The 13,325-nt window shown below is 71.2% G+C and carries 12 protein-coding genes and 1 pseudogene; 8 read left to right on the top strand and 5 right to left on the bottom strand.

The window, feature by feature from the left end:
* The first annotated feature begins 158 nt into the window (after positions 1-158).
* From AB0I04_RS27835 to AB0I04_RS27820, 4 genes are all read left to right on the top strand, one after another.
* On the top strand, positions 159-3,299 hold the full coding sequence (locus AB0I04_RS27835) for a hypothetical protein (RefSeq protein WP_360890425.1): 3,141 nt from the start codon (positions 159-161) through the stop codon (positions 3,297-3,299).
* A gap of 159 nt (positions 3,300-3,458) precedes the next feature.
* Positions 3,459-5,405 carry an ABC transporter ATP-binding protein gene (locus AB0I04_RS27830; protein WP_360890408.1) on the top strand — a complete coding sequence of 649 codons (1,947 nt, stop codon included), beginning with the start codon at positions 3,459-3,461 and terminating at the stop codon, positions 5,403-5,405.
* Complete coding sequence (locus AB0I04_RS27825; RefSeq protein WP_360890405.1) at positions 5,402-5,857, top strand: S26 family signal peptidase; 456 nt, start codon at positions 5,402-5,404, stop codon at positions 5,855-5,857. Before AB0I04_RS27830 ends, AB0I04_RS27825 begins: the two co-directional genes overlap by 4 nt.
* 526 nt (positions 5,858-6,383) lie before the next feature.
* Entirely contained in the window at positions 6,384-6,932 is a 549-nt protein-coding gene (locus AB0I04_RS27820; RefSeq protein WP_360890402.1) for a TlpA disulfide reductase family protein, read from the top strand.
* Positions 6,933-7,693: 761 nt separating this feature from the next.
* Here the strand turns inward: AB0I04_RS27820 and AB0I04_RS27815 are convergent.
* Both AB0I04_RS27815 and AB0I04_RS27810 read right to left on the bottom strand, forming a co-directional pair.
* Complete coding sequence (locus tag AB0I04_RS27815) at positions 7,694-8,287, bottom strand: TetR/AcrR family transcriptional regulator (RefSeq protein ID WP_360890399.1); 594 nt, start codon at positions 8,285-8,287, stop codon at positions 7,694-7,696.
* 37 nt (positions 8,288-8,324) lie between these two features.
* On the bottom strand, positions 8,325-8,696 hold the full coding sequence (locus AB0I04_RS27810; protein ID WP_360890397.1) for a helix-turn-helix domain-containing protein: 372 nt from the start codon (positions 8,694-8,696) through the stop codon (positions 8,325-8,327).
* 29 nt (positions 8,697-8,725) lie between these two features.
* Here AB0I04_RS27810 and AB0I04_RS27805 point away from each other — a divergent pair.
* Positions 8,726-9,157, top strand: a pseudogene (locus AB0I04_RS27805) (MBL fold metallo-hydrolase); the annotation flags it as partial.
* A 153-nt stretch (positions 9,158-9,310) separates the two neighbouring features.
* Here AB0I04_RS27805 and AB0I04_RS27800 read toward each other — a convergent pair.
* Complete coding sequence (locus AB0I04_RS27800; protein WP_360890422.1) at positions 9,311-9,568, bottom strand: DUF2530 domain-containing protein; 258 nt, start codon at positions 9,566-9,568, stop codon at positions 9,311-9,313.
* A 311-nt stretch (positions 9,569-9,879) separates the two neighbouring features.
* On the opposite strand from AB0I04_RS27800, the gene AB0I04_RS27795 reads away from it, so the two are divergent.
* From AB0I04_RS27795 to thpR, 3 genes are all read left to right on the top strand, one after another.
* Positions 9,880-10,314, top strand: a complete 435-nt coding sequence (locus AB0I04_RS27795; RefSeq protein WP_360890394.1) for a MarR family transcriptional regulator — start codon at positions 9,880-9,882, stop codon at positions 10,312-10,314.
* Positions 10,315-10,316: 2 nt separating this feature from the next.
* Entirely contained in the window at positions 10,317-11,558 is a 1,242-nt protein-coding gene (locus AB0I04_RS27790; protein WP_360890419.1) for an MFS transporter, read from the top strand.
* Positions 11,559-11,666: 108 nt separating this feature from the next.
* Positions 11,667-12,209 (top strand): RNA 2',3'-cyclic phosphodiesterase, encoded by a 543-nt coding sequence (thpR, locus tag AB0I04_RS27785; RefSeq protein WP_360890391.1) that lies wholly within the window; start codon positions 11,667-11,669, stop codon positions 12,207-12,209.
* Positions 12,210-12,240: 31 nt separating this feature from the next.
* On the opposite strand, the gene AB0I04_RS27780 is transcribed toward thpR, so the two are convergent.
* Entirely contained in the window at positions 12,241-12,384 is a 144-nt protein-coding gene (locus tag AB0I04_RS27780) for a hypothetical protein (RefSeq protein WP_360890388.1), read from the bottom strand.
* Positions 12,385-12,464: 80 nt separating this feature from the next.
* Positions 12,465-13,310: a phosphoribosylaminoimidazolesuccinocarboxamide synthase gene (locus AB0I04_RS27775; protein WP_360890385.1), complete on the bottom strand. Its 846-nt coding sequence runs from the start codon at positions 13,308-13,310 to the stop codon at positions 12,465-12,467.
* Positions 13,311-13,325 lie beyond the last annotated feature (15 nt).

The raw sequence follows: 13,325 nt of genomic DNA, 5'->3' as shown, positions 1-13,325 counted from the left end.
GGGCGCGGGTTGGTCGGGAAGGCCCGGGAGGTCGGTCGGGCGCGGGTTGGTCGGGAAGGCCCGGGAGGTCGGTCGGGCGCGGGTTGGTCGGGAAGGCCCGGGAGGTCGGTCGGGCGCGGGTTGGTCGGGAAGACACTGCAGCAGTGGAGAGGCACGAGATGGACGACCCGTTCGGCACAGCGGCGATCCGCGCCCGGGTGCTGGACGCCTGGGCGGCGTCGTCGGCCCGGTTCCGCGAGGACGCCAACGCCGAAGAGGATCACACGCGGGGTGGCTACCGCGACCGGGTGATCGTCGAGCTGGCGCAGAACGCCGCCGACGCGGCCGCCCGCGCCGGCGTTCCCGGCCGGATCCGGTTCATACTGCGTGACGGCGTGCTGAGCGCCGCCAACGTCGGCGCGCCGCTGGACGCCGCCGGGGTCGAGGCGCTGAGCACGCTGCGGGCCTCCGCCAAACGCGACGAGGCACACGCGGTCGGCCGGTTCGGCGTCGGTTTCGCCGCCGTCGTCGCGGTCAGCGACGACCCGTCCATCGTGTCCGGCGGGGCGGCGGTCGCCTGGTCGGCCGAACGCACCCGTGAGGCAGTGGCGCGGATCCCCGGGGTCGCCGCCGAGCTGGACCGGCGCGGCGGCCACGTGCCGGTCCTACGCCTGCCTTTCGCCGCGCCCGCCACACCGGTTCCGGAGACCGCGCCCGCCACACCGGTTCCAGAGACTGCGCCTGCTGGGTCGGCTCCGGGGGCTGCGTCTGCCAGGCCGATTCTCGAAGCCGCGCCCTCCGGGCGGACTCCGGATACAGCGCCCACTGCAACTCCGGACGGGTACGACACGCTCGTTCGGCTGCCGCTGCGCGACTCGGACGCCGAGACGCTGGTCCGGCGGCTGCTCGCCGAGACCGGCCCGGCCCTGCTCCTGTCCCTGCCCGCCCTCGCCGAGATCGCCATCGAGGTCGACGGCGAGGTCCGTACGCTGCACGCGACCTGGGACCCGCCGGCCGAAGGGGCCGCGACCGGCTCGGTCACCGTGAACGGCACGACCTGGCGCACCGCCGAGGCCCACGGCGAGGTCGCGGCGGACCTGCTGGCGGACCGGCCGGTCGAGGAGCGCCCCTACTGGCAGGTGCGCTGGGCCGTCGCCGACGAGCCGCTGCCCGACGACGTGCCGGCCGTGATCCACGCGCCGACGCCGAGTGACGAGCCGCTCGGTTTGCCGGCGCTGCTCATCGCGTCGTTCCCGCTTGCCCCCGACCGGCGGCACGTCGCCCCCGGGCCGCTGACCGACTTCCTCATCGAGCGGGCGGCCGAGGCGTACACCGCGCTGCCGCCGCCGGACCCGCGCCTCCTCGACCTGGTGCCCGGCCCGGTCGCCAAGGGCGAACTGGACGCCCGGCTCCGCCGCGCGATCCTCGCCCGCCTCCCCGACCTGCCGCTCCTGCCGACCGTCCCCGAGACCCGCGGGCCGTACCTCGGCGAGCACGTGCCCGAGGCGGACCCTGCCCGCTCCGGAGTAGAGGCGGGCATCGCCCCGACCGGCGGTGAGGTGGCCGCGGCGGGGGACCTGCCGTGGAGGGACGAACCGGTCCGGGTTCGGGGGCGGGACGCCGTCGTCGTGGACGGTCCGGCGGCGCTCACAGATGTGCTCGCGGAGGTCGTTCCCGGTCTGCTGCCGGCCGGCTGGCCGGCCCGCCACCCGGCCCTGGCCGCCCTCGGCGTCCGCCGCATGACGCTCGCCGACGTCGCTGACGCGCTCGCGGGACTGGACCGCGAGCCCACGTGGTGGCGGCGCCTGTACGCCGCGCTGGACGGCGCCGACCGTGACGCGCTCGCCGGGTTGCCGGTGCCCCTCGCCGATGGCCGCACCGTACGCGGGCCGCGCGGCCTGCTCGTCACCGATCCCGAGGGACTCGACGCCCTCGGCCTGCGCGTCGTCCATCCGGAGGCCGCGCACCCGCTGCTGCTGCGGCTCGGTGCCGTCGAGGCCGGCCCGCGCGCCGTCCTCACCGACGCGGCGACGCGCGGGGCGGTCGCCGCGTCGTACGACGAGGAGGACCCGGAGCCGATCTGGCACGCCGTGCTCACTCTCGTCGCCCGCGCCCACCTGCGGCCGGGGGAGGAGCCGTGGCTGGCCGAGCTCGCGCTGCCCGGCGACGACGGCGAGCCGTACCCGGCCGGTGAGCTGCTGCTGCCGGGCGCGCCGCTGGCACTGGCCGAGGTGATGGCCGACGACGCGCCGTTCGGCGTCGTGGACGCCGACCTGGTCGAGCGGTATGGCGCGGAGGTGCTCGAGGCCGCCGGGGTGCTGCGGACGTTCGCGCTCGTCCGGGCCGAGGACGTCATCGAGCCGGAGTCCCACCTTGACGGCGAGGAGGAGTGGGCGGAGTCGTTCGACGCGGGGTATGTCATTCCGGAGTTCACGGCAGTGCGCGACCTGGAGTTCGTCGCCGACTGGCGGGAGGCGCTCCGCCTCCTGGCCGAGCCGGACCTGCGCGCCGCCGTCGTCGATCCCGTCCGCGTCGTCCTCGCCGACGGCCGCCACGTGGACGTCCCCTCGTACACCGCGTGGTGGCTGCGCCGGCATCCCGTCCTGGACGGCCGCCGGCCCGGGGAGCTGTGCCGGGGCGAGGACCTGGCCGACCTGTACGACCAGGCCCCGGCGGGCCTGGATTCGCGCTTCGCCGTGGCGCTCGGCGTGCGCACCACGGTCGACGCGCTGCTCGCCGAGCCCGACGGCCCCGCCGAGCTCCTCGACCGCCTCGCCGATCCGGCCCGTACGGTGTCCCGCGAGCGGTTGCGGGACCTGTGGGCCGCGCTGGCCCGTACGGACCTGCACGTCGACCCGCCGGACCACGTACGGGCGCTGGTGGACGGCGAGCCGGAGGTCGTTCCGGCCGAGGACGTCATCGTGGTCGACCGTCCCGACCTACTGCCGCTGCTACGCGGCCAGCCGCTGCTGTTCGTCCCGCCGCATGTGGCGGACGCGCTCGAGCTCTCCCTCGGCGGCGAGGAGGTCCCCGGCGTCGTCGAGTCGGCAGGAGAGGAGCGCCCGGTGCCCGCGGTGGCGCTGGCGGTCCTCGCCGAGGCGCCGGAGACGTACGTCCACCATGAGCGCCTCGTCGTGGACGGTCAGGAGGTCGCCTGGTGGTACGCCGACGGCACCGTCCATGCGAGCGGCCCGGCCGGTCTGGCCCGGGGGCTGGCGTGGGCGTGCGACCGCTGGCCCGATCGCCTGCTCGCCGAGGCCGCCCTCCGCGAGCCGGAGAATCTCCCGGACCTCCTCGCCGAGGAGGACCTGGGCGCCTGATCGCGGACGCGCCCGATCCGTGTGAGATCGGTGACCGGTCCGTCACCCGGACCGAATTAGGTCCCAGGTCCCTTGTGTGCCGCCGGAGCAGAGCCGTAGGTTCCGGCTGTCCATTTCGGAGATCTTGGGAGACCCCTGGGTGACGCGGATGGTTACGGAGTGACGCATATCAGTCCGACACCGGACGAATCGGCGGCCGCAGCCGACACACCTGGCGACGAGAACGCCGACGGCCTCCCCGAAGGGGACCCGATCCGGGGGAGCCGGCCGCGCCTGCGGGCGGTCCTCTCGGCGTTGGCCCTGCAGTTCCGGGCCGCTCCCGTCGGTGCGTCGCTGCTCGTGTGCGTCACGGCCGCCTCCGGCGTCGGGCCGGCCGTCATGGCGTGGCTCGGCAAGCTGCTGTTCGACGAGCTCGGTGGTGGCCGCGCCGACGCGGGGCGAGCCGTCGCGTTGGGCACGGCGATGGCGTTGACCGGCGCCCTCACCGCGGTCCTCGGGCAGGTGGGCGGCTACCTCGACGAAATGGTCCGCCAGCGTCTCGTCGTGAACGTCGAGCGTCGGCTGTTCGCCAAGGTGAACGAGTTCCGGGGGCTGCGCAGGTTCGAGGACCCGGCCTTCCACGACCGGCTGAGGCTGGCTCAGCAGGCATCCCAGGACGCGCCGCACAACATCACGCTCTTCGGGCAGCAGGTCGTCCAGGCCGTCGCCTCGGTCGGGGGGTTCCTCGGGGTGCTGCTCGCGGTGTGGCCGCCGATGGCGGCACTGCTGCTCGCCTCGTGTGCCGCCGCGCTGATCTCCCGGCTGGCGATCGCCCGCCGTCAGGTGGAGGTCTCCGAGGCCATGTCGGCGAAGTACCGGCGCCGGATGTTCTACCGTTCCCTGCTCACGGATCCTCGGGCGGCGAAGGAGATCCGACTCTTCGGGCTGGGCGGCTTTCTCCACGGGCGGCTGGTGAGCGCCGTCGGCGGCGCGACGGAGGCGGAGCTGGCGGTCACGCGGCGCGTCGCGCTGACCCAGTCCGGGTTCGCCGTGCTCAACGGCGTGGTGACGGGCTTCGGCATCCTCGTGGTGGTGATCGGTGCGGCTCACCAGCGCTTCACCGTCGGCGACGTGACGCTGTTCATCGCCGCGGTGGCGGGCGTGCAGGGAGTGTTCGGCGGTGTCGTCCTCCAGGCCGGGTCGGCGGCCGAGGCGGTGCGGCTGTTCGGCCATTTCCTGGACCTGATGGAGGACCGCGACGACCTTGTTGCGGGTCACGGGCCGGCACTGCCTCTGCGAGGGCAGGTGGAGCTCCGCGACGTGTGGTTCCGGTACGACCTGGACGGCCCGTGGGTGCTGCGCGGCGTGAATCTGACCCTTCCGGCGGGTTCGTCGCTGGGCCTGGTCGGCGTCAACGGTGCGGGCAAGAGCACCCTCGTGAAGCTGCTGTGCCGGTTCTACGACCCGGAGCGCGGGGCGATCCTGTGGGACGGCATCGACCTGCGGGACATGGACGTCGACGCCCTGCGCAGACGCATCGGCGTGACCTTCCAGGACTACATGACGTACGACCTCACCGCGGAGGAGAACATCGGCCTCGGCGATCTGCCGCGGGCCACGGACCGGGATCGGGTCTGCGCGGCGGCCCGGCTGGCCGGAATCGACGCCACGCTGCGACGCCTGCCGAACGGGTACGAGACGCAGCTCAGCCGCGTCCACCTCGACGAAGAGGACGGCGGCACGGGCGTGACGCTGTCGGGCGGGCAGTGGCAGCGGGTGGCCCTGGCCCGTTCGCTGATGCGCTCCGAGGCGGACCTGCTGATCCTCGACGAACCCAGCGCGGGGCTGGATCCCGAGGCCGAACATCAGATCCACCACACGCTCGGCGAGCACCGCGCCGGACGGACCGGCCTGCTCATCTCCCACCGGCTCAGCGCGCTGCGCGACGCCGACATGATCGCGGTTCTCGAGGACGGGCGGATCTCCGAACTCGGATGCCACGACGACCTGATGGTCCTCGACGGCGGTTACGCCAGGCTCTTCAACCTCCAGGCCGCGGGCTACCGGCCCGCAGCCGTCTCCTCCGCCGCGCGCGGCGCGAACGACCAGAATGAGGTGGCTTCGTGACGCGTCGTGCGGTCGCCCGCCGGCCGGATTCCCTGCCCGTCCTCGCCGGCGTGACGGTGTTGCTCTGCGGCACCGCTGCGATCGTCCTTCGCTCGCGGCTGGCGCTGGTCCGGGTGACGGGGAGCAGCATGGCGCCCACCTTCGCCGACGGCGACCGCCTGCTGGTGCGTCGCACCGTACGACCACGGCGCGGGGACGTGGCGGTCTTTCGTAATCCCGTCGCAGGACCGGACACCGAGCCCGACCCGCCGTGGCTGGTGAAGCGTGTCGCGGCCGTACCGGGAGACCGGGTGCCGGAGGAGACGCTCGCCGCGGTCGGCGCCGCCCGCGGTGCCGTGGTGCCGCCCGGCCGTCTCATCGTGCGTGGCGACGCGGAGCGGAGCCTGGACTCCCGGCAGTTCGGTTACGTCTCCGCGACCACAGTGCTGGGAACGGTGCTACGCCCGCTGTGAACACTGCATCTTCGATCCTGTTCCGCCGAAAGAACGGGCGGCCTCCCATCGGCGTATGCCTTCCGGGAGACCGCCCGAACAACCGGCTTATCGGTTATCGACGACTAGCAAGACCCGTCCCTAACGCATGGGCCGTTGCAGCTGTAGACGTACTTTTTCCCACTCACGCACTTGCAGAACGTGCCGTGCTCGGGAACGCAAGCGCCGGCGGTCTGCTCCTTCAGCACTGCGCTCAGCAGCCTGTCGCTCATCGCGGCGAACATTCGAGCCACTGCAACCTCCTTAAACGACGGAAATCGACTGGCAGCAATATATGTGGCTTCTCCGACCAAGATCAAGTCTTGCGCGGGGCTTTATTTCCGACTATCCATAGAGGTATGTTCGCCCCTTGTTTGCGCGCAATGGGACTGTAGTCGGTAACGCTCGCTCTATTGTTTATTGTCGGCGATTCCGCAACTCTATAAACGTTGAAATGGTGCCGGCTGTTCGAGTCTGATGTCTCATTCACCTGATCGGAGAGTCATCCATGCCCTACGTGGTCGCGGCGCTGATCATCCTCGCTGTGGTCTGCCTGCTGAATCTCCTGCTGACGTACGGCATCATCCGTCGGCTCCGGGCGCAGAGCGGTGGGCATGACCCGGCCGAGGATCTGATGCTGCCGGCGAACGCGGTCGTACCGGAGTTCACCGCGCGCACCACGACCGGTGACACGGTCTCGCGGTCGACCGTGAGCGGCGGTGTCATCGCGTTCTTCTCTCCCGGCTGCGGCGCCTGCGAGGTGCAGCTACCGCGCTTCGTCGACCTCGCCCGAACGCTCGCCGGAGACGAGGACCGGCCCGTCCTCGCCGTCCTCCACGGTGACGAAGAGGAGACCCGGGAGCACCTCGCCGCGCTGACACAGGTCACCGATGTCGTCGTCGAACAGACGGACGGTCCGATCGGCACCGCCTTCGACGTGTCCGGCTACCCGACATTCGCCCTGATCGACACGGACGGGAAGATCACGGCGAGCTCCTTCGCGGTGAACCGGCTTCCGCTCCCGGCCGCGACCGCTTCCGCCGCACGCGCCGAATAGGCGCTGTGGCCGGACGGCGGGATCGCCTCGAGGGTGGACCGGCTGCTCGGGCGGCCGGTCCGCCCTCGTCCGTCTCGGTCTTCCCGCTGTCAGGGTCGGGGGCGTCGCCGTCGGCGGTCAGGGTGTCGAGCCGGCGGATCGGGCGGTCGCCTTCACGGGTCATGATGTGCTCGCCGCGGTCGGCGCGGCCCACGGGCGGTGGTGCCATCCGACTGTCTTGTCGTGCGTGGCGACGCGGAGCGAAGCCTGGACTCCAGGCAATTGGCTACATCTCGGCGGCCACCGTGCTGGGGACGGTGCTGCGGCCCCTTTGAGAACCGCCGTATCGATCGCGGCGCGAAACGAGCGGCCCCCCATCGGCGCGCGCTTTCCGGGGAGCCGCCCGGACGGCCGAATTATCGGCTATCGCCCACTAGCAACGGCCGTCGTCCCATCGGCAGATGCCGTTGCAGTCGAAGATGTACTGCCATCCGTTCACGCATTTGCAGGGTGAGCCGTGCTCAGGAACGCATGCGCCGGCCGACTGTTCTTTGAGGACTGCGCCCAGCAGCCTGTCGCTCATCGCGCCCAACAATCGAGACACCTGCAACCTCCTTAAACCGCCGGAAATCGGTTGGGTGAAACCTATGCCGCTTCCGGACCAAGATCAAGTCTTGTGTGAAAAGGCGGTGCAGCTACCAATTAGGGTATGGTCGCTCCTATTTGTCGGTGCGATCGATATTGGTTTTTCCATCATTCCGATGCCGAATAGGCGAAAGCGGTCACGTACCGGAAGTCAGGGTGTCGAGCCAGCGGATCAGGCGGTCGCCTTCACGGGTCATGATTTCGGGGTCGCGCAGGGCGTTGGTGAGGAGCGACATGCCCTGGTAGCCGGCGACGAGCGTGACGGCGAGGTCGCCGGGGTCGGGGAGGCCGAGCGCGTGGAACTGGTGTTCCGCCCAGTCCAGCAGCACGCGGATGACCCGGCCCACCTCCCGGTCGAGGGTGCCGTCGGCGCGTTTGTCGAGTTCGGCGGCGAGGGTGCCGGTGGGGCAGCCGTAGCGGGCGGCGATGTCGCGTTGGCTCACCCACGCCTCGACCAGGGCCTTGAGGCGGTCGAGGGGGTCGGGGAGCTTGTCGAGCTCGGCGGTGAGCTCGGCCAGCGACCCTTCGTGTTCGGACAGGGCGGCCTGGACAAGCTCGTCCTTGGTCTTGAAGTAGTAGTAGACGTTCCCGACGGGGACGTCGGCGGTCTTCGCGATGTCGGCGATCGTGGTGCGCTCGACCCCTTGCCGGTGGAGGACCTGGGCGGCCGCCGCCGTCAGGCGGCGGCGCTTGTCCACTCCGCGCACCCGGGACTTCGTTGAGTCAGTCACCCAACTAACTATAGACGGTCGCCCTTGGAAGCCGTGCTCAGGTGGCGTCACCGCGCCCCCAGGACCACAACGCCTCCAGGACCGGGGCCAGGGCACGGCCCCGGTCCGTCAGCGCGTACGTGACGCGCGGCGGCCAGGCGGGGGTCCGGCGACGTTCCAGGATCCCTGCCTCGGTCAGCTGCGCCAGCCGTTCGGAGAGCACCTTGTCCGACAGACCCGTGAGGGCGGCGGCGAGCTGGGAATAGCTCAGCTCACCGGAGCGCAGGAACTCACCGAGGATCAGCGGGGTCCAGCGTCCCCGGAGCGCGCCGAGGGTGATCTCGACGGGACAGTTCGGGTTCGGCTCGACGACCGGGCCGGAACAGGCGTCCAGCAATCCCTGGCCGTGACCAACGCCTTGGTGAGCCACGAGCGTGCCTCCTAGCGTCCTCGCGGACGATGTTCGACGAACGACGAGGAAGTGTCATGCGAGTACATCATCTGGACTGTGGATCCATGAGTGTGATCGCCGCGGTCGGTGAGGAGGTGCCGCCCGCGCGGGCGGTCTGCCACTGCCTGCTGATCGAGACGGACTCCGACGGCCTGGTCCTGGTGGACAGCGGATTCGGCGACGAGGATGTGGCGAACGCCCGCGAGAGGCTCGGCGCGGACTTCCTCGCCTTCGCCGAACCGGTCCTCGACCCCGGCCAGACCGCGCTCCGGCAGGTCGCCCGGCTGGGCTTCGACCCTGCGGACGTGCGCCACATCGTGCTCACCCACCTCCACCGCGACCACACGGGCGGCCTTCCCGACTTCCCGCACGCCACGGTCCACCTCCACGAGGAGGAGTACCGGGCCGTCACCGATCCGGCCGCCGAGCATCACCGGGAGAGCGTCGAGCGCTTCATGCCGGCGCACCGGGCGCACGGCCCGCTCCTGACCCCGGCCCGGAGCCACCCCGGCGACTCCTGGTTCGGGATCGAGAACGTCGCCCGCTATAACGACCTCGATGATCAAGCCGTCGGGCCTGCTCCGGCGCAGGTGTCAGCCGGTCGCGTGGTCGGCGGAGTGGCGGTGGGCGGCGGCCTCGCGGGCACGCTGGAGGCGCGGGATGTACCAGCAGCCGAAGAGGCCCATCGCGCAGCCGACCACGCACACCCAGCGCCACCAGTGGTCGCGGGCGGGGAGCGGGACGATCAGGAGCACGATGAACGCCAGGGCGAACGCCGCGGCGCCGGCGGCCGCGGTCAGGACGTCGTTGGTCTTGATGGGCTCCGTGACGTGACGTCGCTCGCGGCTCATGGGAATCAGCGTAACCGGCCGGCGTGATCGCCGTTGGATCGCGTTACGCCCTGGCGCCGTCCGAGCCGTACGGCCCGGGCGGCGAGAATTCGTCGATTTCCGCAGGTCCCGGGGTGCCGCGCGGGGGTGTGGTGCGTTACCTTCCCGGCAAGTGCTCGCCGGAGGGTTCGTCGACGGCCGGGCTCGGTGATCGGTGGCACGTTGTGCCGTTCTCCGGGAGGAGGGGCAGAGTCGTACGCATTGCTAACGACCTTGCGGAATACGAGTCGCACGCGTATCGTTAGCAAGAGTAATGACTCATGCTAAAGAAAATGCCAACATCCCAGACCAGAAGCCGTGCGGGCCTGGCAGCGGCCCTGCGCGTCTCCGTAAGCAGGCTGTCACGACGAATGCGCGCTCAGGCGGGACAGTCGCTGAGCGTCACCCAGCTCGCCGCGCTCGGCGCGGTCTCGCGGCACGGCGCGCTGACGCCGGGGGAGCTGGCGGAGCACGAGAAGGTACAACCCCCCTCGATGACCCGAGTGATCGCCGCGCTGGAGGAGCGGGGCCTGCTGACACGCAACCCGCATCCGACGGATCGGCGGCAGGTCATCCTGAGCGTGACGGAGGAGGGCGAGAAGCTCCTGAAGGAGGAGCGGCGCCGCAAGGAGGCGTGGCTGGCCCAGCGGTTGGCGGAGCTGACCCCCGAGGAACGGGAGATCCTGCGCCAGGCGGCGCCGATCCTGGAGCGCCTCAGCAAGGTCTGAGCCTGTTCCGGTCGCTGCGCAACCGCAACTACCGGCTGTTCGCGGCCGGTCAGGTCGTCTCCAACACCGGCACGTGGATGCAGCGGGTCGCGCAGGACTGGCTGGTCCTCGACCTCACACACGGCAGCGGGGCGGCGCTCGGCATCACGACGGGCCTGCAGTTCCTGCCGCTGCTGCTGTTCGGCCTGTACGGGGGCGTGCTGGCCGACCGGTACCGCAAGCGGCGCGTGCTCATGGTCACCCAGGCGGTTATGGGCGCGCTCGCGCTGGTGCTCGGCCTGCTCGCGGTCACCGGCAGCGCCCAGGTCTGGCACGTGTACGCGCTGGCCTTCGGCCTCGGCATGGCCACGGTGGTGGACAACCCGACCCGGCAGACGTTCGCGGTGGAGATGGTCGGGCGCGCCGACCTGTCCAACGCCATCGCGCTGAACAGCGCGATCTTCAACATGGCGCGGATCCTCGGCCCGGCGGTCGCCGGCGTGCTGATCGCCGCCATCGGCACCGGCCCGGTCTTCCTCGTCAACGCCGGATCCTTCGGCGCGGTGCTCCTCGGCCTCTACCTGATGCGCGAGGACGAGCTGAATCTCCGGGAGCCCGTCCCCCGGGCGAAGGGTCAGCTGCGCGAAGGGCTGCGGTACGTCCGGCAGCGCCGCGACCTGGTCATGGTGCTCACGCTGGTGCTGTTCGTCGCCGCGTTCGGCATGAACTTCCAGATGACGACCGCGCTGATGAGCCGCCAGGTCTTCCATAGCGGCGCGTCCTCGTTCGGCCTCGCCTCGACCATGCTCGCCGTCGGCGCGCTGTCGGGTTCGCTGCTGGCCGCGCGCCGCAAGAACCTAAGAATGCGGCTGTTGTTCGGCGCCGCGACGGTCTTCGGCGTCCTGGAGATCGCGAGCGGTCTGATGCCGGACTACGTGTCCTTCGTCGTGCTGCTGGTGCCCACGGGCATCGCGCTGCTGACGTTCAACACGGCCGCCAACGCGGTCATGCAGCTGAGCGTGCCGTCGGAGATGCGGGGTCGGGTCATGGGCCTGTACATGCTCGTGTTCGCGGGCAGTTCCCCGATCGGCTCGCCGCTCATCGGCTGGCTGGCGGAGGTCTTCGGGCCCCGATCGAGCATGATCATCGGTGGCATCGTGTCCCTCGCCGCCGTCTTCGGAGTCGTCGCCGTCATGGCGCCGCGCCCAGCCCTCGACGCCCTACGGGCCGGCCGGCTCCGGGGACTGCTCGCGACGACGCGGTGACGGCCTGGACGTCGGTCGGCCTGATCGGTCGGGGCGGGGTCGCGGCCGAGGGGCCGGCCTTTCGTCGACGGGTCGGCCTGACAGTCCGTGAATGAGAAGCTGGCGCATGTGAGGCTTTTCGTCGCGCTCATGCCGCCGGAGACCGTGCTCGACGAGGTCGAGGCCGCGTTCCGCCCCCACCGCGCCGCGCATCCGGACCTGCGCTGGACGCGCCGGGCGTCGTGGCACGTGACGCTGGCGTTCTACGGCGAGGTGGACGATCGGGTCGTGCCGCGCCTGCTGCCCCGGCTCGAACGCGCCGCCGGGCGGCATCCGCACCGTACGGTGATGTTCGCCGGCGCGGGCGCCTTTCCGCGCCCCGCGTCCGCCCGGGTGCTGTGGACCGGTCTCGAGTCCGATCTGCGGCGTCTCGCCGACTCGTGCGTGGCCGCGGCCCGCAGGGAAGGCGTCGACGCGGACGAACACAAGCGCTTCCACCCCCATCTCACGCTGGCCCGCGCCCGCGAACCGCTCGACCTGCGGCCGCTCGTGGCCGAGGTCGACGCCTTCGAAGGCAGCCTCTGGACGGTCGGCGAGATCCACCTCGTCCGTAGCCATCTCGGCGGTGAGGCACCACGGTACGAGACCCTGGCCGCGTGGCCCCTCGCATAAGCCGTGCCGCGACGGCACGACAAGAACCGCGTCACATCGTCGCGACCGACCAGGTGACGCCGTAGGGGACGAGGACGTCCAGGAAATCGGCCGCCTTGAACGCCTGCGCGGGGGCCACGACCCCAGAGGCCGCTCCGTCGACGGCCGGCCGGTGAGCGGCCTCCACCGCGATCACCGCGGCGGATCCCTGTATGCCGCGGCCTTCGGCCACTCCCCGCGCCCGGCCGCTCGACCGAGCCGGGGCTCGTAACACGATCAGTTTCGCCCCGACCGCCAGGGTGAGCGGGTGATGCGCTCGTACAGCTCGATGTAGCGGGCGCGGCTCGCCTCGACGATGTCGTCCGGGATCGGCGGGCCCGGCGGAGTGCGGTCCCAGTCGGTGACCGTCGCCGACCAGTCGCGCACGAACTGCTTGTCCAGCGAGTGCTGTGGACAGCCCGGCTCCCACGCGTCGGCGGGCCAGAACCGGGAGGAGTCCGAGGTCAGCAGCTCGTCGGCGAGGACCAGAGTGCCGTCCGGCGCCCGGCCGAACTCCAGCTTCGTGTCGGCGATGATGATGCCCCGCTCGGCGGCCAGCGCCGCCCCCCGGCGGTAGATCTCCAGAGTCGCGTCGCGGAGGCGTTCGGCGGTCTCCGCCCCGATCTCCCGCGCGACCTCGTCGAAGGTGATGAACTCGTCGTGCCCGGTCGCCGCCTTGGTGGTCGGCGTGAACACCGGCTCCGGCAGCCGGGACGCCTCGACGAGGCCCGGCGGCAGCGGCACCCCGGAGACCGTCCCTTGCTTCTGGTACTCCTTCAGACCCAGGCCGGTGAGGTAGCCCCGGGCGATGAACTCGACCGGCAGCATCTCCAGGCGGCGGCAGCGGATCGCCCGTCCCGCCCACTCCGCCGGCACGTCGTCGGCGGAGATCACATGGTTGGGCATGACGTCGGCGAGCTGCTCGAACCACCACAGCGACAGCTGCGTGAGGATCTTTCCCTTGTCCGGGATCGGCGTCGGGAGCACGACGTCGTACACGCTCACCCGGTCGGTCGCGACGAGGATCAGATCGTCGCCGTCCGCGTAGACGTCGCGGACCTTGCCCGAATGCACCAGCTCCATATGTTCTCGCAATCT

This window comes from Actinoallomurus sp. NPDC050550 (assembly GCF_040655075.1).
In the GTDB taxonomy this organism is placed as follows: Bacteria; Actinomycetota; Actinomycetes; order Streptosporangiales; family Streptosporangiaceae; genus Actinoallomurus.
This window is presented reverse-complemented; position numbering and strand designations above follow the sequence as displayed.

Excerpts from the sequence above, each read along its gene's own strand:
- AB0I04_RS27835 (WP_360890425.1), top strand. The coding sequence starts at position 159 with ATGGACGACCCGTTCGGCACAGCGGCGATCCGCGCCCGGGTGCTGGAC.
- AB0I04_RS27820 (WP_360890402.1), top strand. The coding sequence starts at position 6,384 with ATGCCCTACGTGGTCGCGGCGCTGATCATCCTCGCTGTGGTCTGCCTG.
- AB0I04_RS27800 (WP_360890422.1), bottom strand. The coding sequence starts at position 9,568 with ATGAGCCGCGAGCGACGTCACGTCACGGAGCCCATCAAGACCAACGAC.
- AB0I04_RS27795 (WP_360890394.1), top strand. The coding sequence starts at position 9,880 with ATGCCAACATCCCAGACCAGAAGCCGTGCGGGCCTGGCAGCGGCCCTG.
- AB0I04_RS27775 (WP_360890385.1), bottom strand. The coding sequence starts at position 13,310 with ATGGAGCTGGTGCATTCGGGCAAGGTCCGCGACGTCTACGCGGACGGC.